Genomic DNA, 22,274 nt, shown 5'->3' on the forward strand with positions numbered 1-22,274 from the left:
GCACCGGGACGGGCTCCGACATATCGTGATTGGGCGGCGATGGGTGTCAGAAGGCTCTGGACGTCCTCCCACACGTCCTCGTCTCCGGAATAGTTGATCCCTGAACTTTCGGTTCCGATGTCCTCCGGGTATGCAGCTATGGCTCCGTCGAGGTACCGAGCGCCTCGCCCTGCGATCCACTCGGCGAACTGGTTCGCTTCCTCCGGCGTACCGGTTGCGGTGTTGACGATGATTTTTCCGGCAATCGAATCTGCTTCTGTAACGACATCTTTGGCGATCTCGTAGTTCAGGAGACTGATGACGATTAGCGGGCTGGCCGCAATCGCAGATTGTGGAGATTCGGCGACTGTGGCTCCAGCCGCAGCGAGGGGTAACGCTCTGTCGGCGGTTCGATTCCACACCGTCACCTTTGTCCCGCTGCGTATGAGCGCCTGAGCGAGAGCTGTTCCCATCAAGCCGGTGCCGAGTATTGATACGTCCATGTTGTTCATCCTTTGCCTGTCGTCAGTGCACGGAAGTCGGACTTGCGGAATAGCCTGGTGCGCAACCAGTATTCGATTGTGCTGGCCGGCCACAGGGTGTCGATTCGACCGTCAGCGGATTGATACCAGCTGTCGCAGCCACCCGATGCCCATACAGTTCGGCGCATGCGTTCTTGGGTGGCGGCGTAGCTGCCTGTCTGGACGGTGCGATCGAGTTCGAGGGCAGAGATACTTTTTCGGCGCATGTACTGCACTGCCGAAGCGATGTATCTGGCTTGTGCTTCGATCATGAAGATGATCGAGTTGTGACCGAGACCGGTATTCGGGCCGTTGAGGAACCACAGGTTCGGGAACGCGGCGGATGCAAGCCCGAGCTTTGTTGCGGCGCCCTCGCGCCAACTGTCGGAGAGTTCGACTCCTTCGCGGCCGAATACTTTCATCGGTGCCAGGAAGCTGGTTGCCTGGAATCCGGTCGCGAAGATCAGGGTGTCGACTTCGTGTTCCGCTCCCTCTGAGTCAATGATCGAATGCGGGCGGATCTCGGAAACCCCCGAGGTGTTCAAGTGCACATTTTCCCGTTGCAGCGCGGGGTACCAGTCGTCGGATATCAAGCGACGTTTACAGCCGGGATCGTAATCTGGGGTGACCTTCTGCCTCAAGTCCGAATCCGGCACTTGCTGTTGAAGATTGGCGAGCGCCTGGGATCGGTACTGTTCGACGAGTTTGCGATTTCCGAGGAAGGCGCTGGCGAGCTTTTCGAATGCCCAGTAGGTCCGCCATCGCAGCCACCGTTGACGATAAGGACGCCGTGAGAATCTTTCGCGGGTGGCGGGCGACAGCGCGGCATCACCACGTGGCATGACCCAGTTGGGTGATCGCTGAAACACATGCAGGGTCTCGGTGTGCGGGGCGATTTCGGGGACGAACTGGATCGCACTGGCGCCGGAACCTATCACCGCGACACGCCTTCCCGACATGTCGAGGTCATGTCGCCACTTGGCGGAGTGGAATGCGGCACCCTCGAATGATTCCAGTCCGGGTAGCTGCGGGATGTACGGATTACTCAAGCCCCCTGAGCCGTTGACGACAACGGCCGCCGTCACTGATTCGCCGGATGCGAACTGGATGTTCCACCGGAGCCGGTCCTCGTCGAACCGCATTTCGGAGACCTCGACACCGAAGCGAATGTGCGGCAGCAAATCATACTGCGCAGCAACAGATCTGAGATAGTCGAGCAGTTCCGACCATGGCGGGAAGATACGGGTCCAGTTCGGGTTCTGAGCGAAGGAGTAGGAATACAACACGCTGGGCACATCGCAGGCTGCCCCTGGGTATGTGTTGTCGCGCCAGGTTCCGCCGACATCGTCGGCGCGTTCGTACAGGACGAAGTCGTCGATGCCCTTCTTCTTCAGTTCGATCGCCATGCACAGCCCGGAAAACCCGGTTCCGATGATCGCGATGTGGCCGTCGTTGACCCGTGATGACATGTGCTGTGCCTTTGTTCAGAGATGGATCCACGTCGACTTCGTCGACGTGAATTTGTCGAGTGCATGGATGCTCTTGTCCACACTGTGGCCTGAGAGTTTGCGACCGCCGAAGGGGACGGAGAGATCCCCTTCCTCGTAGCAGTTCACCCAGACAAGACCTGCGTCGATTTCGCGCGTGAGCCGGTGGGCTCGTGTGAGATTCGACGTCCACACCCCCGCTCCGAGACCGAACGGTGTGGCGTTAGCCAACCTGACGGCGTCAGCGTCGTCAGTGAAACGGGTGACTGCGAGGATCGGTCCGAAAACTTCTTCGATGAACAGGCGGTGCTCGGCCTGAACATCGGTGAACACGATCGGATCCAGGTACGCCCCCGAACCTGCTCGTTCCTGCAGCGAACCGTGGGCGAGCGTTGCGCCTTCTGTGTGAGCAGTTCTCGCGTGTTCGAGGACGTCCGCGCGATGCGCCCGACTCGCGACGGGCCCGATGTGGGTATCGGGATCGAAAGGGTCACCGACAGTGCAGCGCTTGATTTCCGAAACCACCTCGGCGACGAATTGATCCGCGATCGTTTCCTCGACCAACAAGCGAGCACCTGCAGTGCACATCTGTCCGGCGTTGAAGGTAATTGCCCACGCCACGGTGCGCGCTGCAACGGCGAGGTCCGGAGCATCGGCGAATACCAACTGTGGGCTCTTGCCGCCGAGTTCGAGATGAACGGGTTTCGCATTCGACTCACCCGCGTAGATCAGCAGCTGTTTGCCGACATCCGGTGATCCGGTGAAGGTGAGACAGTCGACGCCGTTGTGGCGAGCAAGGGCAGCTCCGGCCTGTCCACCGCTACCTGTGACAACTTGCAGCACGCCGTCGGGAAGTCCTGCAGCCGAACCCAGCTGAGCCAAGCGAAGCAAGGACAACGGTGACTGTGTAGCGGGCTTGATGACCATGCTGTTGCCTGCAAGCAACGCAGGGGCGATCTTCCAACTACTGAGAGTGAGTGGGAAGTTCCATGGGGTGATCGCCGCGACCACCCCCACCGGCTCACGGCTCACCAACGCGACCGCATCGATCAGGCCGCGTGGCGACTCGTCGTAGAGTTTGTCAGCCAGTTCTCCATACCAGCGGAAGGTGTTCTCGACGGCGCGCAGCTCGATATCACGTGCCACCTGGATCGGCTTACCCATCTCGAGTGTGATGAGCGCAGCGAGTTCGTCGCGGTGCTCGTAGACGAGCTCTGCCCACCGCTGCAGTACCGCACCACGCTCGTGCGCACTGATCCTCGCCCACCGGCCATCGAGAAACGCCGCGCGAGCACCTTCGACGGCTCTGTCGACGTCGGCGTGAGTGGCCAGCGGGACGCTGGTTACGACGGTGTCGTTATGCGGGGACAAGACATAGTGGCGCTCACTCCCGTCACCGTTGAACCATTGACCGTTCAGCCACATAGCCGATGGTGCTTCGATTGACGTCGCGAATCGTGTCCATTCCTCGCGGGTGTTCATGTGCGTTCCGTTTCCGAGTAGAGGGTCGGCATTTTTTCCGTTTCTGGGAGGAGCGGCTTGCCGGCATGAATCGGTGGGACGCGGCCTGCCCATGGGACGGCTTCCTCGAGTTGCGCGGCCACGGCAAGCAACAGATCGTCACGGCCGGGAGCTGCGGCGAGCTGCACTCCGATCGGCAGTCCGTCACACATTCCTGTGGGGATGGAGATAGCCGGTTGGCCCGTGACGTTGTAGATGGCAGTAAAGGGCGAGTACTTCGCCAAGGTGTCCACCCACTCGCCGGCGGTGATACCCCGCCGGTTGGAGTCGAGTTCGCCGACGTGCCAGGCGGTCGTCGGTGTGGTGGGCGTGAGAGTGAGGTCGAAGAATTCGAAGAAGCTCGCCGTGCCACGGGTCAGGTGATTCTGGTAGCGGCGGGCGCGGGCGATGTCCGCCCATTCCACGGTGAATCCGTGACGAACCATGGCGGCAGTCGAGCTCTCCAGCGAGGAGTACATGTCCTCGATGGCGCGTACTCCGGTCAGTGCGCGCATGGACTCTGCGATCGACGCAGACCAGAAAGTGAGATTGAGATCCCGAAACAGTTCGGGGTCAACATCTGGTGCCGCATTCTCGACGTGGCCGCCGAACTGTTCGAGCAAGCGCGCGATGCGCATCACCTCGGCTGTCACGGCGGGGTCCGCAGCGTGACGACTGCCGGGTGATTCGGTCGACACAGCGATCCGGAGGCCTTTCGGTCGCCGGCCGACTGCTCGGCTGTAGTGGCCGGGGCTTCGACGCGGCTGAAAGTACCGGTCCCCCGGTGCGCTGCCGTGCACTACGTCCATCAACGCGGCGGCGTCGCGAACTGTCCGGGTGACCGCGAACTCAGTCGTGAGGCCGAAGAGCGGTTCATCCGAATCCGGGCCGGGTGGAACGAGCCCGCGGGTCGGTTTGAGTCCCACCACCCCGCACAGTGCGGCAGGGATTCTTATGGATCCGCCGGCGTCGTTGGCGTGCGCCCACGGCAAGGCCCCGGCGGCAACGAGCGCCGCGGAGCCACCGCTGGATCCACCGGCGACCCGCTGTGGGTTCCAGGGGTTGCGGGTAGGACCGTTCACTGCCGATTCCGTCGTTGCGCTGAATCCGAATTCTGGTGTGGCAGTGCGACAGGTCACGGACAGTCCGGCAGCGCGCCACCTAGCCATCAGATCGGAGTCACGTGTGGCGATATAGCCTGCGGTTGCTGCGCTACCGTTCTCGTTCGCTATCCCCGCCGCAGTGCACAGGAGATCTTTGAGCGCGAACGGAACTCCGCTGAAAGGACCGGATGTGGAATACGTCGGTGGTGGGTCGAGTGGAGGACCGACGGTGGCACCGAGGTGCGTGTCGACGTGGGAGATTGCAGCTAGTGCGGCTTCGCGCACTTCAGCAGGGGTTACTTCTTTCCGGTCGAGTCGACATTTCAGATCCGTGGCGTCCATGTCCGAGTATTCATGCAACTCCATCGAGCACTTCCTTTCGCGCGAGAGCGACCTGGACCAACCATGCGAAGACGGGGTCCTTCCGGCGCCATTCCGGATGCCATTGGACGCCGACGATCGGTCTCCCGCGCATCTCCACCGCTTCGACGACACCGTCCGGAGCCCACCCGCTGGGAGTGAGGCCCGGGCCGAGCCGGTCCACTGCTTGGTGGTGCAAGGAGTTGACCTCTACGTGTGCGCCGTATATCTCGAACACCGTCGAATCAGTGGCGATCCGTACGGGGTGGGTCTCCTCGGCTATGCCCAGTCCTGGTGACTTGTGGTTGATGTCTATGGTCGGAAGATCAGGCACGAGCGTGCCTCCCAATGCCACATTCAGCATCTGCATCCCGCGACAGACACCCAGCAGTGGAGTACCGAGTTCTACTGCACCCGATATTAATTCGATCTCATACGCATCTCGACGCGGGTCACTGTCCGGGTCGGTGGGCGCGGCGTCGATACCCAGTGTTTCGGGGTGAACATCCTGCCCACCAGAGATGACTATTCCGTCGAGCCGCTCAATCAGGTCGATTCCGCTTGCCTCATAGGGAATTTGGACGACCAGGGCGCCTTCGGACGACAGCCGGGTGGGAAAATCGGAGTAGTGCATGTCGAACTCGAGAGGGCGGTACCGAGGTTCGACGGCCAGGCGTTCCGCGCTCGAGCGCCGACCGGTCACTCCGATCAATGGGCGACGCGCACGCTCAGGCGAATTCGACGACGACACGATTCACCCCTCCTTCACGAAGCGCTGCGATTCCTGTGTTGATCTCGCCGAAGGGGACTCGCAACGAGATCATCTCGTCGAGTTCGAGTCGGCCCTGGACGTACAGCTCGGCCAATCGCGGAATATCGGTCGGGAATTGGTTCGACCCGAGGAGGGAGCCTTGCAATCGCTTCTCCTGGAAAAACAATTCCGACGCTGTGATCCGCAGCGGCTCGTCATCAGGAACCATGCCGAGGACCGTGGCCACTCCGCCGGGAGCGAGCATCGAGAATGCCTGCTCGACAGTGACTCTGCGGCCGATCGCCTCGAATGAGTAGTCCACCCCACCCGGACACAACGCGCGTACGGCGTCGACTGGTTCGATCTCAGCCGCGTTCACTGACGCAGTCGCCCCGACTCGAAGAGCCTGATCGATACTTCGCTGGTCCACATCGATCGCGATGATCCGGGCCGCGCCGGCTAGCCGGGCGCCCTGAATTACCGAAAGCCCCACGCCTCCACAACCGATGACGGCAACCGACGACCCTGGTTCGATGCGAGCACTGTGCCAGACCGCCCCGACGCCAGTGATGGTGGCGCACCCGAGCAAACTCGCGCGATCGAGAGGTACCGAATCGTCGACGCGGACGACGCTGTTCTCGTGCACGAGCATCTGTTCGGCGAATCCACCGATGCCACCCATTCGTCCCACTGCGCGCCCGGCCTTGGTCGTCAACGCCGGCTGGGGCCGCGAGCGGAGGCGGGAATGATTGGAGCAGAGGGTGAGTCGACCTGCAATGCAGTATCGGCATCGGCCACAAAAAGCTGTCATGCACGTCACGACGTGGTCGCCAGGCGCTACAGCCGTGACGTCTGACCCAACCGATTCGACGATGCCCGATGCCTCGTGACCGAGCACCTCCGGAAGTTCTGTTCGCCAGAGCGCGTCCACGTAGTGCAGATCGGTATGACACAGCCCGACGGCTGCTGTACGTATGCGAACTTCTCGAGGTCCGGCCACGTCGATGTCGAGTTCTTCGAACTCGAGCCGACCAGGGGCAGCGTTCAGTATTGCTGCTTTCATCTTCAGACCTGTCCTCGTTGTCAGACGTGCTCGAAGTAGCGTTCGAGCTCCCAGTCGGAGACTCCTGCGGCCGGGTCTCCCCCAGTGGTGAAGAACTGCAACCATTCCCACCGGCGCGTGCCGATCCAGTACTCCACCAGCTCTCGCCCCAAAACCTCCGTCAGGTTTACATCGCCACTCAATTCCGCGATCGCTCGAGAGAGGCTGGCTGGCAACTTCGGGGTTCCCGGCGGCAATCCCCAGGCCATGACGGTGCATTCGAGGCCAGGATCGCTGTGATCGCGCAGACCGATCAGACCGCCGGCAAGGAACGATGCCATCGACAGATAGATGTTCACGTCCGCCGACGGGACGCGATACTCGACACGAGAGAGCTTCTCGGTCGTGCAGACGGCTCGAACGGCCGCACTCTTGTTGTCAACACCCCACGTGACGGTGGTGGGAGGTCCGTCGAATTCTGCGATTCTGCGGTATGAGTTCACGGTCGGATACTGGAAAGAACTGGCCGCCGCCATTGTGTCGAGGACGCCACCGATGAAGTTCCGCATCGTCTCCGACGGGCGCGAGGGCTCAACTTCATCGAAGAAGGCGTTCCGTCCGTCCTGTTGAAGCGAAAGGTTGATGTGAGCGCCCTGCCCGAACTGGTCCGGCGACCACCGAGCCATGAAGGTGATGGTGCGACCGTGCTCGTAGGCGACTTCCCGCATGATCTGCTTCGTTCGTACGTACCAGTCCGCTGCGGTGAGAATGTCGGTCGGTGGGAGATTTACTTCGATTTGGCCATGCGCGGACTCGTCTGCCCAGCCTTCCCAAGGGATTCCGGCCCGTTCGATGCGGTCAGCTATTGCGTCCATGAGCGTCGTGTAGTCCCGTGATCTGCTCAACAGGTAGATCGCGCCCTGGGTACCGCCGAGTGGATGCAGGTTCGTGAAACGCTGTTCGCGGGCCTGCTCGATCGACTCTTCGAACACAGTGGCCTCGATCTCCACGGCCGCCTTACCTGTAAATCCAAGCTCGGCAAGCTCTTTGACCACACGTGCGAGCGTGGATCGCGAACACACCGGAAGCGGTGCCCCGTGTTGATCGACCAGATCACACATCACCGTGGCGAGACCTGGTAGTGATGCGTCGGTTGACAGAGTCGTAAGGTCGGGACGAAGGAAGACGTCGTGCATCTCACCGCGCCAATCACCGAAATCGAATCCGAGCTGAGCGGTGTTCCCGAGATCGACTGCGAGGGCGATATCAGCGAATCCCCAGCCCGATTGCGCTCCGGACTCAAACTTTTTGGGTGACAGATGTTTTCCGACCAAGGCACCATCCAACGTCACGGTTTGTGCGCGAATCGTGCGAACGGAATTGTTGCCGATCCATTCACCGAGGTTCGTCGTGTCAGACATGGAGGACCGCCTTCATTGATGCTCCCGCGACGACCGACAATTGTCGGTTCGTGCCTTTGATGTAGAACTTCCCTGCGCGCAGGGAATAGACGAACAACTCGAAACCCGCTAGCAGTCGACGTAGATCCATCTCGAGGCCGTGAATTTCATACGCATCCGTTGTCGGCCCCACGTGCACGGCTGCGCCCGTGTCGAGAGCAGCCAATGACAATCCGGGCATTCCAGGCAGGCCCGAAGCTTTCTCCCAGAATTCACACGCTGCGATGTCCAGCGTCGGTGGCTCTGGTTCGATAAGAGGGGTTAACGGGGCAACATTCGCAGTGCCCGCCAGGGGCTGGTCCTCGGATATCGCCAGTTCGTCGACGCTGATTCCGACAACCGGAACTGTCGACCCCTCGGGGCTACTGACGTGCACGCCGGTTGCTGTTCGAGTCAATCGCGCGCTTTGCGGATCACTGGTCGACTGCAGGTCGACCTCGGGGGGCATTGCCTCGAGAGCTTTCCTGCCTGAGTCGGAATCGAGAGCAACGCGCAGGCGGGTCACGACAGCTCGTACCAACGGGGGTGGGTCGAACTCCATCGTGACGGCGACGTCGGGCGCACACCGGGTATGGGATTCATCGGGTCGCGGTGGATCTGTATCCACCCGCTCTCGGATGTCGGTCATGGGGTGGTCCCTCCAGTTTCGGGGCATGGGGCAAGCGATTTGGTTGCGCGTCAGAGAGGCGCGGTTTTGTGCGATGTCGCAGCTCTCGCCCTGGTGTGATCTGCCAAGCGCTATAGTCGAGCAATGAAGTCAGTCACATGACTAACTCATGTGACTGAGATTATGGCGGATCGGAGCTAGCGTCAATAGGCAAACTGCAAGAGATCCCGAAGAGCGGCAACGACGCACCCGGAACGCACCGGGCAGATATAAGGAACGACCAGGGTGTCACGCACGCTGAGTGACATCGATACGCTCGACCCCTGGAGGCCCACGACAACGAGAAGGTGAACGGTAAAGCGAATGGCGTATCTGACAGCATCCGAGCGGCGGACTGCGATCGTCAAGGCCGCCGCCCGAGTCATCATTCGCGACGGACTGGCCGCGGCGACCACCCGCCGCATCGCCGACGAAGCCGGAGTCAACCTCGCTGCGTTGCACTACAGTTTCGACGGCAAAGGAGAGATCTATACCGCCGTGGACGACATGTTTCGTGCCACCACGGTGGGATCACGCCTGGTACCGACAACTGGCTGGACACGTCAAGAGATCATCCGTTCATTGCTCGAACGCTTCCAAGATCTTCTCCACACCGATCGAGACGTCCCGATCGCCCAATACGAGCTGCTGCTGTGGGCGCTGCGCAATCCGGACAAGGCCGAACTCGCCAGAGCCAGCTACACGACGTACATATCCGCCTTCGCCGATGAGCTTCGGCACGCAACCGACATCGCCGGCAGCGACGCCACACTGCTCGCCCGCTACACGATCGGCGCAATCGACGGAATCTACATGCAAAATCTCGCAACTGGCGCGACCGGAGTGAGCGCACCCGAACTCGACGCCATCTCGTCCGCAATCGTCGGCATCATCGATTCGATCCACCCGCCCCGCTAGAGTTTTCCCGTTTCCCACCCGGCGTTGCAATCGACAGCGCCGGGCCACAGTCGTGCCCGTAATCATCCGAATCCCGCAGCTGCATCCAAGGAATTTTCCGGAACTCATTGACGAACAGCAAGGGCGAAGCTAATCTCAGTCGATCGACTCAGTCATGTGACTGACATCACCATCTCCTGAGGGCTATCCCGATCCTCACACGCGCGATCGCGGCCGATCCCGGCATATAGCCCCTGCCCGCACTCGACAGTGCACAAATTCAAGGACGCACATATGAATCACTCGTCGAATAATGCTGTAGCACAGACTGATACGGATTCCATCAACCTTGAATCCGGCCATCTCAGCCGCCTTCAACTGACCTCGCTGGCCATCTCGTCAATGATCCCTGCCGTCGGCATGGCGTCGTTTCCAATGCTGCTGGTACTCAACGCAGGACTCGGTGGTTGGGTCGCTGCTCTGCTCGCAGCGCTGACAGTCATCTGCGTCGGCAGAGCAGTAACCGTCTTCGCTAGCCGGTATGTCGCCTCCGGATCGCTCTACTCCTACGCCGGCGAAGTATTCGGGCGATGGGCACAGTCACTGATCGCAGCCTCGTTGTTCCTCGGGTATCTGGCGATGGTCGCAAGCATTTTGCTGGTCATCGGCGCGTACAGCGGTAGCTTTCTGCAATCTATCGGCATCGACGGCGGCCTCGATCGCCCTGCACAAATCGCGATCTACCTCGCCTCCGCAGCAATTGTCGCGGCGATCACCTGTCGCGGCCTAGATGTTTCGATCGTAATCGCGGTCCTACTCACCGCGATTTGTCTTCCAATGTTGCTGGCCATTACCGGGGCGAGTGCGATTCACACTGGTCTACATCTGCAGGAACAACTGACTCTTCAGGGCGCGTCCGTCAGCGGGATCGTGGCCGGCATCGCATCCGGAACTGCGTTCCTGGTCGGTTTCGAGGGGAGCGCGGCCCTGGCCGCGGAGACCCGCGACCCGAAGAAGAATGTGCCGGCCGCCGTGATGCGTGTTCCCATCGTGCTTGGAACCTTGTACGTGATCGCAACCTTCCTACAGGCACCAGGAATCACGGAGACGTCCGACCAAATCCTTTCCGGCACATCATCCCCCGCCGCCCTGGCCGAGAATGCGGGCTTACCGACCGCAATGGGACAAATGACGGACCTCGTTGTCGCCGTAGCGACCTTCGCCGCACTGATCGGATTCGTCAACTACGGATCCCGCTTCGTCGCCACTCTGTCAGCCGAAAAGCTTCTACCACAAAGGTTCACACGCATACACTCCCGATTTCACAGCCCTGTTTCCGCAATCCTGCTGATCATTCTCGGTGGCCTCTTCGGCATTTGCACTTTGGTGATCGGCGCCACGGGCCCACTTCCTTCCATCTATAACGCAGTGTCAACTCTGGTCGTCTATTTCTGGGTGAGCCCATACGTCGTCATCAGCATCGGCGCCGTGATGCTCCTCTTCCGCGAGCGCGCAGCCACCGCCGTGACAATCGCAGCACTGATCGCCGGTGCCGTCGCAACCTCATGGATCTATCTCAACGGAATCTTCTTCCCCGCACCGTCTCCAGTCAGTGCGATGTCCTACGTTGCGCTCGCAACCATCACGCCGGCCACTATCGCCTTTTACCTGATGGGGCGTCGAAGCCACGCTGACGCCTCCCAGCCGCCACCTCACCTGAACTCGGAACGAGCGACGGCCCGAGAGCAGTAGACGAACCTCAAATTCAAGCACCAAACCGGCTTCCCCGTCGCGAGGCACGGGCCCACCGGTGCATGAAGACCACGCCGCCTAACCTGCACTGGAACTAAAAGCGGAAGCGCCGTCGGCGCCAATTTGCTCGAGTTGGATCAGTGGGCCAAAGACATGGTCCTTGAAGCCGTCGCTACGTCGCGTACGCGTCATCCTTCGGGCACAACCCTTCGGCTACAACGCGTGCGCGGCAGCCAACAACGCTGTGGCGCATGGAATGCCCTTCGACCATGCACTCACTGACGGAGACCTTCGGATTGATACTGAGCGTTCCGGATTCCTGATCAACACCGAATTCGGAGTCCTCGGTATCAGTCCGACATCAGGACCCACATACTCGAACACCGGCCGACCTGGGCGGAAATACACACTATGCCCAGGCCTGCTGCCAGCCCTGGAATCCTGGGTCATGACTGACGCCGACGGCCATGATCCAATGTCGAGGCGTTCGACGCGGCTGATTCCGTACGCGGCAAAAGAATCGCAGGCATGTTCTCAACCGCTCAATATCGGAACGCCCTTTCTGGGAACTCGTGTTCGGGGTCATCGGCTCGCGAATGCTCGAGCGCGGTGCCCACGCCCGACATGCGAACATTCGCATACTCGACTTTGACAATCATTTACATTAAGCAGTAGATCTATACCCATGCACCTCAACACCCGCATGTCGCGGCGCCTCACCCTTGCCACATCAGTAGGCCTCTCACTCGCCCTCGTTACGGGTTGCTCGTCCGACAACAAGGACTCCGCCCAGTCCGAAACCACGACCACGACGTCGGCCGCACCAACCGAACAGGCCTCGGCAACACCACGTCTCGCCGTGTCGTACGACGGCGGCGTCCTGGTGCTGGATGCAACTTCCCTCGACGTGGTCGGCGAGACCGAGATCGCTGGCTTCACCCGACTCAACCCGGCCGGCGACGGTCGCCACGTCATGATCTCTGCCGGCGAAGCATTCAAGGTGCTCGACACCGGCACGTGGTCTTCGGCTCACGGTGATCATTCTCATTACTACACAGCCGATCCCGCGATGTCCGAGGTCGAGTTCGCAGCCAACGAACCCGGACACGTTGTACGCCATGCCGGAAAAACCGTTCTCTTCAACGACGGCTCGGGACTGGTCGAGATCTTCGACCCGGTTCAGTTGGCAAAACGTCAGCCCCGCGTCGAGACGTACACCACGCCAGAACCCCATCACGGCGTTGCGGTCGCACTTGCCGATGGCAGCCTGTTGACGACCATCGGAAATTCGGAGTCCCGCAACGGCATAGCTGTCCTCGATGCCGACCGCAAGGAAATCCTGCGCAACGAACAGTGCCCCGGTGTCCACGGCGAAGCAGTCGCTGCCGGCGAAGCCATCGTGCTGGGCTGCCAGGACGGGTTGCTCGTGTACAAGAACGGAGCGATCACCAAGGTCCAGAGTCCGGATGCATACGGCCGCATCGGAAATCAGGCAGGCTCGGAGGAGTCGGACATCGTGCTGGGTGATTACAAGACCGACAAGGACGCCGAACTCGAACGTCCGCAACGGGTCTCGCTGACCAACACGACGACGTCCGAACTCAAGCTCGTCGACCTCGGCACCAGCTACACCTTCCGCTCACTCGGCCGCGGACCACACGGAGAGGCACTGGTGCTCGGCACCGACGGCGCCATCCACGTCATCGACCCGAACACCGGCGTCGTCACCAAGAAGATCGCCGTCATAGACGCATGGACCGAGCCCACCAAATGGCAAGAGCCCAGGCCCGCGCTCTTCGTAGAAGATCACACCGCTTACGTCACCGACCCAGCGTCGAAGAAGCTGATCGCAGTCGACCTCGAGGACGGCAGCATCCTGACCGAGACCACTCTCGATCACGCCCCCAACGAATTGACCGGTGTCACCGGCTGATTCAGATCCTCACCTCAGGCCCCCATCTCACACCGAGATGAGGGCCTGAGCCGTTCTCGTGCTTCGCCTACTGACCAGGGAATCTCATACCCAGGCAATCCTCGAGGTGCTACGACGCGCACCTCAGAGAATCGAAGCCGTTGTCGCCAGCTCTGCTGGAGCTGAGCGATGAGCAGGACCACGATTGACCGCGGCACAAGTCAGCATGGAATAACTCCGTGTGGAGGTTCGTTGGAGATGGTGTCGGTGTTCGGTTCTTTGCCCCGGGTACCACCCCAGAATTGCCACTTCGAGTGGCCACTTGCCGAGAGGCGCAAGACGGGCACCGACGCGCTGGAGCCGCTGGACACCTTTTGGTGCCAGCGGCTTTGTCGTCTGAATGATCAGGCCGGGTTTTCGCCGGCAGCGACGTCGAGGATCCACGTCACCCCGAACGCATCGGTGAGCATGCCGAAACCGTGGCTCCACGCCGCGGCGGCAAGACCCTCGATGATCGATGCACCAGCAGAGAGTTTGGCCCAGTAGTTCTGCACCTCTTCGAGGGTTTCACCGCGAACCGAGACGAAGAACGGTTGGTCGGTGATCGTGGTGCCGTTCTCGCGGTGTGTCGAGCCTGCGTTGCCGGCCGAGCCGCCCGACTGTCCAGGGATGTCGTATGCCATCACACAGAAGCCGTCCTCTGTCTCCACCTGGCCGAACACGACGTTCTCAGCGCCGGGCACCTCCTTGGGCATCCCGAAGTCGCCGTAGGTTGCGATCGTGACCTGGCCACCGAAGACGGACTGGTAGAACTCCAGAGCCGCGCGGGCGTCTCCGCGGAAGTTGAGGTGGGTCGTTGTCTTGATGCTCATGTCTGCTCCTGGTACGAACGTCGCTCGGGTTTTCCCTGACAACGTCGACTCTCACAGCCGTATAGGACTGTTTTCGTCCTAGACTCGTCGTAGTCTCACCGCATGGCGACCACCACTCGACTCTTGAATCTGCTGTCCCTCTTGCAGACGAGACGCGACTGGCCGGGCGCTCTACTCGCCGAGCGGCTCGACATCAGCCATCGCACGGTCCGCCGCGACATCGACCGGCTCCGGGAGATGGGGTACAGCATTGCGGCGACCATGGGCCCGGACGGCGGATACCGACTCGACGCCGGCAGCGAGCTGCCACCCCTGCTGTTCGACGACGATCAGGTCATCGCACTGGCAGTTGCGCTGCAGGCGGCGACGCTGACCGGCGTCGGTATCGAAGAGGATGCGGTTCGAGCGTTGACCACTGTGCGGCAAGTGATGCCGTCGCGTCTGCGCCATCGCCTCGACGCGCTCACGTTCACCACGATTTCGGCCGGTTCCGGCGACGCAGACTCCGTGTCCCCAGAGGTGCTCGTAGCGATTTCCGCTGCAGTCCGCGCTCGCGAGGTGTTCCGCTTCGATTACTCGAACGACCACTCAACCGACAACAGCGAAATAACACCCCCGCGCCGAGTGGAGCCGCATCATCTGGTGACCTCCAAGCGTCGCTGGTACCTCGTCGCGTGGGATCTCGCGCGAGACGACTGGCGAATCTTCCGCGCCGATCGCATCACCCCACGCACCCCGAACGGTCCCCGGTTCACGCCGAAGGAAATCCCCGGCGGCGACGTCAGCGAATACGTGTCCGCGCGCTTCAAAGGATCGGAACATATCAACAATTGGCCGTGCCACGGCAAGGTCGTTCTCCATCGACCAGCCAGTTATGTTCTTCCCTTTGTCGGGGACGGCATCGTCGAAGATCTTGGCCCCGAGCAGTGCAGTCTCGAAGCCGGATCATGGTCTTGGACGGCGCTGGCAGCCTCCTTCAACCGATTCGACACCGACATCGATGTCGTCGGCCCGCCAGAACTTACCCACGCTTTCGCGCAACTCGCCGCCCGCAACGCCGCGACTGCTGAGAGTTAGTCAGTCTTCTCGAATGAGATCCAGGTCTCCAACACAACCGTGCGCCCGCGGGTTCGTGATAGCTTTCAAGTCCTCAGAGGACCTGAGGACTTGAAGACCTGAACGAAGGGATGCCCAAGGAGATGAAGAAGGGGCAAGTTGCATTTCTCACCGGCACACACGTCGTGAACGATCTGTACCAGGGGGCTGTGCCTGCACTGTTGCCGTTCATGATGCTCGAACGCGGATATTCCTATTCCGCGGTCGCCGGAATCACGCTCGCCGCGACCGGACTATCCAGTGTCGTGCAACCTGCATTCGGCATGCTGGTCGATCGAAAGAGCCGAAACTGGCTGGTACCCACAGGTTTTGTGACGGCCGCAGCAGGCATTGTCGTGGCAGCGATGAGCACCACCTACATCGTCACTTGGCTGGCAATTGCCGTGGCCGGCATCGGCATCGCCGCATACCATCCTCCCGCCACAAATTTGGCACGCGCGGCTGGAGGTCATTCACAGAAAGCCATGAGCGTGTTCTCCGTGGGCGGTACGTTGGGCGCCTCGCTGGCGCCACCGTTTGTCACGCTCGTGGTTGGCTCACTCGGTTTGTCCGGCGGCTATCTGCTCGCAGTTCCTGCAGTGGTGGCGGCTATTTGGTGGATGGTCGCCCAGTCGCGATCGGCCAACACGGGTGCGGCCGAATCAGCCCAGTCGTTGAGTGCGCAACTGGCAGCGAACGGTCCCGTGTCAGACGATTGGCGCTCGTTCACACGACTCGTGCTGGTAACGGTCTGTTGGTCAATTCCGTACGTGACCACACTGTCGTTGGTCTCACCGTTCGTGCTCAACGCACTGAACGGATCGTCCTCGAGCGCTGCAATCGTGTTGTCCTCCTTCACATTGGCAGGAGCGGCCGGAACGCTACTGGGAGGAGTCCTCGCGGACCGTCGTGGTCGACGCGCATCCATCCGACTCGGCTACCTGCTTGCGGTACCTTCACTGGCACTGCTCGCTGCCGCCCCGCACGTCGCAGTTGCCGAATTGGGAATCGTCTGTCTCGGATTTGCTATGTTCCTGCCCTTCGCGCCACAGGTGACATTGGCGCAGGACTACCTACCGAATCGCCCCGGCACAGCAAGTGGGGTGACGCTCGGACTCGCGATGTCCGTGGGGGGCATCGCATCTCCGCTGTTCGGCTACCTGGCAGATCACTTCGGACCGCGCATGGCGATCGGGGCGACAACTGCAGTGCTGTTCGTCGGCGCCGTCATCGCATTCACCTTGCGCGATCGACGACTCGACCCGGAAGACGAGACGGAGCGCGAACTGGACGTCATCGCCCTTCGATAAACCGAAAGACGGCCCCGTAGTCTGAAGATTCATCGGAGGACATGAAGTATTACTCGGTGAGCCGCTCCATTGCGGTTCACCGAGTCAGTCAGGAGCAGTCACATGGCAGTGCGCCAGATCAAGCAGCAGTCGCTGGTACAGAAAGCCGCGGACGAACTTGCGCGCCTCATCGGCGACGGCGAGTGGCCGGTCGGGACCAAAATCCCGAACGAGCAGGATCTGAGCACACTCCTCGGAGTCGGGCGTTCGACCGGCAGAGAGGCAGTTCGCGCACTGATTGCGTCGGGCCAGCTCTACTCGCATCAAGGGTCCGGCACCTACGTCATGTCCTCGACTCCGGTCACAGAACTCGAGCGAGAACTCAAACGCTCGGACCGCCGCGAAGTCTACGAAGTACGCCGACTTCTGGAAGTGGAAGCGGGCCGCCTGGCTGCCATGCGTCGGACCTCTGCCGACGTCGACCTGTTACGGGCAGCACTCGCAGCCCGTGAAAATGCTTCGACACCAACAGAATTTGTCGACGCTGACATGGAACTACATCGCGCCGTGGTGAATGCTGCGCACAACAGCGTGTTGTCGATGGTGTTCGATTCATTCATCGAAACGCTCCGCAACTCGGCCCTGGACGTGATCACCGACGTCACGGCACGAAACCCCCAATCCATCGACGACGAAGCCGCTGCCCACCGAGATCTAGTGGAAGCCATCGTCGCGGGTGATGCCGACGCTGCCAGCGCGGCAACGCGCAGGAACATGGACGGGCTCGACTGACCCTCTCTATCGTTGTCAGGCATGACGTCCACATCGCTCCCTCCACGGGGTCTCCGGATCGGTCTGTCCGCCATCGCGTGGCTAAACCTGCTCTCTGCGCTCGTAGGAATGGCGGGCCTGACGATCGGCGGCGGGATGGGCCTGCCTCCTGAGTGGATCGAGGGAACCGTCTTCCCTTCATATTTCTGGCCCGGAATCCTCCTCGGCGTTGTCGTCGGAGGCATCCAGGCCGCCGCGCTCTTCGCTCAGCACAACAGGTTCCGTCTGACGTGGGGCCTGCACGCCGCCGCCGGCCTGACGATGATGACCTGGATCTTCGTCGAGATAGCCATGATCCTGGCCTGGTCGCCGCTGCAGGGCATCTTCTTCACCACCGGACTCGTCCAGACAACCCTCGCCGTCCTTGCACTCGGCGCCTGGCCCCGCCCCTTCCTTCAACGAACCGACAGCCATCACGGTCAGTGACGAATTATATTGGGATAGAAGGTCACTAGGACCGACCTCGATGCTCTCCATCACCCAATCCAGCTCGACCCACGACCAACAACTGAAATCTGTTCAGCCGATGAGGTCTTTCGAGAAGTTCAGCGAGTCGAAAGACCTGTTCGCTACAAGTTCCAATTGCCTCTGTGTTGCACCGTCTCGGGCGCGCTGAGACATGCCTTGGATGACTACGCCGATGAACTCGGCAAGGTCCTCGGGATCGGAGTCAGCGGGCAAGAGTCCGTTGGCGATATCGGCTGCGATCCTCTGCGACAGCAATACCACGTTGGCATTTCGCATGTCGCGCAATCGGTTTGCTATGTGACTGTTGGCGTCGGTCACGCTGACCGCCGCGCTGATGATCAGACAACCACCCGGACAAGACTCGTCGGTGTAATGGGACGCCGCGTCGTTCAAGAGGCGGCGAATCAATTCGGATGCCTCGCGCTCTTCGGCGAACGCCCGGTCCATGAAGTCGCCGCGAGTCGCGTTGTAGTGATCGACGGCGGCAAAGAACACTCCTTCCTTGCCGCCGAAAGCGCTGTAGAGACTCGGTGGATTGATCTGCATCGCAGCAGTCAACATGGCAACGGATGTCCCCTCGTAGCCGTGCTCCCAGAAGGCATACATCGCCTTGTCCAAGGCCGCGTCTACGTCGAACTTCCGCCCTTGTCCCGGCACCCCGGCCATGCAACCTCCCAATTCCGCAGCATCTACCGATCCAAATGTGATCTATTCTACTCTTGTAGCGATCACTATGCGAATGTCCTACTGTTCTCCTCGAAAGTTCATTTCGTTCACTGAAGTACCGCCGTACTGCTGACACAGCTCGCGAACGCTCTTTCACACCGTCTAGGGGGATCGACATGCGTAGTGCCGCTTCATTCAAACTGGGTCTCAGCCACAGCGCGGCCACCGATTCGACATGGAAGGTCGAAGCGGTCAAACAGGTCGAGTATCACGTGATCGCCGCACGAAATCTGTTCGCCAAGGACAGCACTCGACTACTCGACGGGTGCAGCGCAGCGTCGCTACACCGCGGAGACCGACGCTTGATCATCATCGACGCGAACGTCGACCGAATTCACGGGGATCGAATTCGAGGCTACTTCGAACACCACGGAATACGAGCATCCTTCGTACCGATGCGAGCCGACGAGACGGTCAAAGAGTGGGGTTCTGCGGTGCGGGTGGTCGACGCGATGAACGGGTTCGGCATCGACCGACGCAGGGAGCCGGTAATCGCGATCGGCGGGGGTGTTCTACTCGACATCGTCGGTTTCGCCGCGAGCGTCTACCGCCGCGGAACGCCGTACATCCGGGTCCCCACCACACTGATCGGCCTCGTCGACGCCGGGGTCGGCGTCAAGACCGGAGTCAACTACGGCATGGGCAAGAATCGACTAGGGACGTATGCACCGGCCCTGGCAACTTTTGTCGACCGAGCATTCCTGCGTACCCTCGACAACCGACACTTGTCCAACGGCCTTGCCGAGATACTCAAGATGGCCTTGATCAAATCCCTCGACCTCTTCGAACTGCTGGAAATCTTCGGGGAACGATTGATCGATGACAGGTTTCAGGGCTCTTCCGACGAACTCGACACAGCAGCAACACAAGTCATCGCCGAGTCGATCCACCTGATGCTCGAGGAACTGCAGCCCAATCTGTGGGAATCCTGCCTCGAACGCTGCGTCGACTACGGCCACACATTCTCGCCCACGCTCGAGATGGAAGCACTACCGGAACTTCTGCACGGTGAAGCCGTAGCTGTCGACATGGCATTGACGTCTGCACTGGGTTATTTGCGGGGAAGTGTCAGTGAAGCTGAACTTGATCGCGTCCTGACTGTAATGAGGCGTCTCGGCCTTCCCACCTGGAACGACGTCTTGTCCACACCGGGCGTCCTCGGCGCCGCATTGGCCGACACAGTGCGTCATCGGGACGGGCGGCAACGGCTGCCTTTGCCGGTCGGGATCGGTGGGCACCACTTCGTCAATGATGTCACGATCGACGGAATCAACTCTGCCTCCGCCCTTTTGAACAGGAAGAGCGACGAGCTACGCGTCCGTGAGACGTCGGTGACGAAGGTCGCGTCATGAGGTGGGGCGGCCTCTACATCGAAGGCTTCGGCTCATACCTACCGGACAGGCGGGAACAAGCCTCCGACATGGTGACCGAAGGACGGTTCGATCCCGTCGAACATCAGAAGACCGGACAGACTTCGGTTGCAGTGTCGGACCCTGATATCGGCGAATCCGCGCCGGAGATGGCAGTCTTCGCAGGCAGAGCTGCGTTGACCGACAGCGGAATCAGCAGCAACGAAATCGACCTACTCGTGCATGCAGTGGTTCTGCACAACGGCCTGGAGGCGTGGAACTGCGGCGCCTACATTCAGAACGAACTTGGCATCGACGACTGCCTGCCGATCGAGATCCGAACAGCCTGCGCCGGAGCAATCGTCGGAATCGAACTGATCGGCCGCTGGTTCGACGGACACGGCAAAGGCCTGGTAACTGCATCCGACGCTTGGCGTCTCCCCTTGTTCGACCGGTGGAATTCCGACAGCGGTCTCGCCTACGGAGACGGCGCGGCCGCTGCTGTCATCGGCCCGGATCCGAGTCCCTTTCGTATTCTTTCGACTTCCGTAGTCACTGATGCACACCTCGAGCAGATGCACCGCGGGCACGAGCGCACAAGCATGCCTGTCTACGGCACCGCCGACCCGATCGATCTCCGAGCACGGGTGGGGGGCTTCACCGAGACTCACTCCATCGACGAGTTCTGGTCACGCAACGCGGCCGCCCTGTCTCGGTGCGCTGAAACAGCTTTGGGTGATGCCGCCACTCATCACGGTGACATCGCCACCTGGATCGTACCGAATTTCGGCAACGTCCTACTTCGCAAACAATGTTTCGAACCGCTGAAGATCCGCGCCGAGCAGACCTTGGTCGAACTCGGCAGAACCATCGGCCACACCGGTGCTGCCGACCCACTACTGGGCCTCGACCTGCTCCGCCGCAGCAAGGCCCTGCACCCCGGAGACCGGATCATGCTCACCGGCATCGGCGTCGGGTTCACATGGGGATGCGCAGTCGTCGAATACACCGGATACGAGAAGGGATAGGCCATGGTGGTCGAAACTCCGCACGAATTGACGACAACGGCTCGCTCTACCAACGCGAATGCCGCAATAATCTGGATGCTCCTGGCAGTGTTCGGCGTCGGCACTGTCGAATACCTTGTGGCCGGCGTACTTCCGGACATCTCCACCGACCTCGGGGTCAGCACCTCCACAGCAGGACTGCTCGTCACCATCTATGCCGTCACAGTGGTCATCGGTGGCCCTCTACTGACGATCGCTACCACCAGGGTGCCGCGGACACCTCTCATCGCGGCTCTGATGGCTCTCTTCGTCATCGGCAACATTGGAACTGCGCTGGCACCGAACTTCGCAACCATGGTGATATTTCGGATCATCACTGCTCTGCCACACGCGACGTTCTTCGCTTTGTGCCTGGTGCTGGCGACGTCGTTGGTGGCGCCTGAATTCCAAGGGCGTGTGATCGCCCGCGTCACCCTCGGACTGAACCTGGCGACGGTCCTCGGCGTCCCCTTGGGAACTCTCATCGGTACACAACTGGGTTGGCGCTGGTCTTTTGCGATCATCGCCGTTTTCCAACTGCTGGTCACCGCTGCGCTGATCGCCTCGACGCGCAACGCCGCTCCCTCGCACCAGACCGGGAACGTCAGCTCAGAGCTACGGGTGTTCACCCGTGGCCCAGTTCTGTGGGCGATCGGGCTGACCGCTCTCAGTCAGGCAGCGCTTTTCGTGGTGTTCACCTACATCTCGCCGTATCTCACCGAGCATGCCGGCATCTCGGTGTCGACGGTGACGGTGGTGTTGTTCGTATTCGGCGTCGGGTCTGTTGTCGGCAATCAACTCGGTGGTTACTACGCGGACAAGGACCTGGACAAAACGCTGTACATCGCGTTGACCGCGCTCGCGTTGGCACTTCTCGCTCTCTTCGTCTTCGGCGGAACGTCTTGGTTTGCCTTCGCCTGGATGTTCGTGCTCGGTGCTACCGGTTTTTCCATTATTCCGCCGCTCGCCTCGAAACTCATCGGTGCCGCAAGCGAAGCCCCGCACCTTGCTGCCACGGTCAACATTGCAGGATTCCAACTGGCGAATGCTGCCGGCGCGTGGATCGGCTCGATCGCTCTGTCCGGCGGCAACAGTGTTGCAGTCCTGCCTGCTATCGGGGCAGTCCTCGCGGCGGGCGCAGTACTGCTGCTGTTCGTCAGTCGGCGCACTGCTCGGAGCGTGACGTGA

At 60.9% G+C, this 22,274-nt stretch carries 20 protein-coding genes; 10 read left to right on the top strand and 10 right to left on the bottom strand.

The window, feature by feature from the left end; translation table 11 throughout:
* From G9U53_RS04650 to G9U53_RS04685, 8 genes are all read right to left on the bottom strand, one after another.
* On the bottom strand, positions 1-482 hold a 482-nt coding region (locus G9U53_RS04650), incomplete at its 3' end, for an NAD(P)-binding domain-containing protein (RefSeq protein WP_242692426.1).
* Between the two features lie 5 nt (positions 483-487).
* Positions 488-1,969, bottom strand: coding sequence for an NAD(P)/FAD-dependent oxidoreductase (locus tag G9U53_RS04655; protein WP_029256439.1), 1,482 nt, complete (start codon positions 1,967-1,969; stop codon positions 488-490).
* Positions 1,970-1,984: 15 nt separating this feature from the next.
* Positions 1,985-3,469 carry an aldehyde dehydrogenase family protein gene (locus tag G9U53_RS04660; protein WP_030536461.1) on the bottom strand — a complete coding sequence of 495 codons (1,485 nt, stop codon included), beginning with the start codon at positions 3,467-3,469 and terminating at the stop codon, positions 1,985-1,987.
* The gene (locus tag G9U53_RS04665; RefSeq protein ID WP_064688363.1) at positions 3,466-4,956 is read right to left on the bottom strand and encodes an amidase family protein; all 1,491 of its coding nucleotides are present in this window, start codon (positions 4,954-4,956) and stop codon (positions 3,466-3,468) included. The genes G9U53_RS04660 and G9U53_RS04665 overlap by 4 nt, the downstream gene beginning before the upstream one ends.
* A complete protein-coding gene (locus tag G9U53_RS04670) occupies positions 4,943-5,701 on the bottom strand; it encodes a gamma-glutamyl-gamma-aminobutyrate hydrolase family protein (RefSeq protein ID WP_244993401.1) in 759 nt (252 codons plus the stop codon). The genes G9U53_RS04665 and G9U53_RS04670 overlap by 14 nt, the downstream gene beginning before the upstream one ends.
* Positions 5,679-6,764: a Zn-dependent alcohol dehydrogenase gene (locus G9U53_RS04675; RefSeq protein WP_019745639.1), complete on the bottom strand. Its 1,086-nt coding sequence runs from the start codon at positions 6,762-6,764 to the stop codon at positions 5,679-5,681. Before G9U53_RS04675 ends, G9U53_RS04670 begins: the two co-directional genes overlap by 23 nt.
* Positions 6,765-6,784: 20 nt before the next feature.
* Positions 6,785-8,164: a glutamine synthetase family protein gene (locus tag G9U53_RS04680; RefSeq protein ID WP_019745640.1), complete on the bottom strand. Its 1,380-nt coding sequence runs from the start codon at positions 8,162-8,164 to the stop codon at positions 6,785-6,787.
* Positions 8,157-8,831: a hypothetical protein gene (locus G9U53_RS04685; RefSeq protein WP_064688361.1), complete on the bottom strand. Its 675-nt coding sequence runs from the start codon at positions 8,829-8,831 to the stop codon at positions 8,157-8,159. Before G9U53_RS04685 ends, G9U53_RS04680 begins: the two co-directional genes overlap by 8 nt.
* A 342-nt stretch (positions 8,832-9,173) precedes the next feature.
* Here G9U53_RS04685 and G9U53_RS04690 point away from each other — a divergent pair, with 342 nt between their 5' ends.
* The 3 genes from G9U53_RS04690 (at position 9,174) to aztD (ending at position 13,431) form a co-directional block, all read left to right on the top strand.
* Positions 9,174-9,767 carry a TetR family transcriptional regulator gene (locus tag G9U53_RS04690; RefSeq protein ID WP_165638380.1) on the top strand — a complete coding sequence of 198 codons (594 nt, stop codon included), beginning with the start codon at positions 9,174-9,176 and terminating at the stop codon, positions 9,765-9,767.
* A gap of 273 nt (positions 9,768-10,040) precedes the next feature.
* Positions 10,041-11,498 carry an APC family permease gene (locus G9U53_RS04695; RefSeq protein WP_207624029.1) on the top strand — a complete coding sequence of 486 codons (1,458 nt, stop codon included), beginning with the start codon at positions 10,041-10,043 and terminating at the stop codon, positions 11,496-11,498.
* A gap of 685 nt (positions 11,499-12,183) precedes the next feature.
* Positions 12,184-13,431, top strand: a complete 1,248-nt coding sequence (gene aztD, locus G9U53_RS04700; protein ID WP_165638382.1) for a zinc metallochaperone AztD — start codon at positions 12,184-12,186, stop codon at positions 13,429-13,431.
* Between the two features lie 383 nt (positions 13,432-13,814).
* Here aztD and G9U53_RS04705 read toward each other — a convergent pair whose 3' ends face one another.
* Positions 13,815-14,282 (bottom strand): VOC family protein, encoded by a 468-nt coding sequence (locus G9U53_RS04705; RefSeq protein ID WP_065351510.1) that lies wholly within the window; start codon positions 14,280-14,282, stop codon positions 13,815-13,817.
* Positions 14,283-14,384: 102 nt separating this feature from the next.
* On the opposite strand from G9U53_RS04705, the gene G9U53_RS04710 reads away from it, so the two are divergent.
* The 4 genes from G9U53_RS04710 to G9U53_RS04725 all read left to right on the top strand — a co-directional run bounded on the left by G9U53_RS04710 (position 14,385) and on the right by G9U53_RS04725 (position 17,923).
* Positions 14,385-15,359 carry a WYL domain-containing protein gene (locus G9U53_RS04710; protein WP_165638383.1) on the top strand — a complete coding sequence of 325 codons (975 nt, stop codon included), beginning with the start codon at positions 14,385-14,387 and terminating at the stop codon, positions 15,357-15,359.
* A 110-nt stretch (positions 15,360-15,469) separates the two neighbouring features.
* On the top strand, positions 15,470-16,687 hold the full coding sequence (locus G9U53_RS04715; protein WP_007729796.1) for an MFS transporter: 1,218 nt from the start codon (positions 15,470-15,472) through the stop codon (positions 16,685-16,687).
* A 102-nt stretch (positions 16,688-16,789) separates the two neighbouring features.
* Positions 16,790-17,458 (top strand): FCD domain-containing protein, encoded by a 669-nt coding sequence (locus G9U53_RS04720; RefSeq protein WP_042447187.1) that lies wholly within the window; start codon positions 16,790-16,792, stop codon positions 17,456-17,458.
* Positions 17,459-17,479: 21 nt separating this feature from the next.
* A complete protein-coding gene (locus tag G9U53_RS04725) occupies positions 17,480-17,923 on the top strand; it encodes a hypothetical protein (protein ID WP_232329933.1) in 444 nt (147 codons plus the stop codon).
* Positions 17,924-18,016: 93 nt separating this feature from the next.
* On the opposite strand, the gene G9U53_RS04730 is transcribed toward G9U53_RS04725, so the two are convergent.
* Complete coding sequence (locus tag G9U53_RS04730) at positions 18,017-18,631, bottom strand: TetR/AcrR family transcriptional regulator (RefSeq protein WP_063315585.1); 615 nt, start codon at positions 18,629-18,631, stop codon at positions 18,017-18,019.
* A 176-nt stretch (positions 18,632-18,807) separates the two neighbouring features.
* Here G9U53_RS04730 and G9U53_RS04735 point away from each other — a divergent pair, with 176 nt between their 5' ends.
* From G9U53_RS04735 to G9U53_RS04745, 3 genes are read left to right on the top strand one after another with little or no spacing between them, the layout of a single operon-like run.
* A complete protein-coding gene (locus tag G9U53_RS04735; protein ID WP_099697118.1) occupies positions 18,808-20,043 on the top strand; it encodes a sedoheptulose 7-phosphate cyclase in 1,236 nt (411 codons plus the stop codon).
* The gene (locus G9U53_RS04740; protein ID WP_165638384.1) at positions 20,040-21,068 is read left to right on the top strand and encodes a ketoacyl-ACP synthase III family protein; all 1,029 of its coding nucleotides are present in this window, start codon (positions 20,040-20,042) and stop codon (positions 21,066-21,068) included. Before G9U53_RS04735 ends, G9U53_RS04740 begins: the two co-directional genes overlap by 4 nt.
* A 3-nt stretch (positions 21,069-21,071) precedes the next feature.
* Complete coding sequence (locus G9U53_RS04745) at positions 21,072-22,274, top strand: MFS transporter (RefSeq protein WP_020971053.1); 1,203 nt, start codon at positions 21,072-21,074, stop codon at positions 22,272-22,274.

Origin of the sequence: Rhodococcus sp. D-46, assembly GCF_011290655.1 — a bacterium.
In the GTDB taxonomy this organism is placed as follows: domain Bacteria; phylum Actinomycetota; class Actinomycetes; order Mycobacteriales; family Mycobacteriaceae; genus Rhodococcus_F; species Rhodococcus_F qingshengii.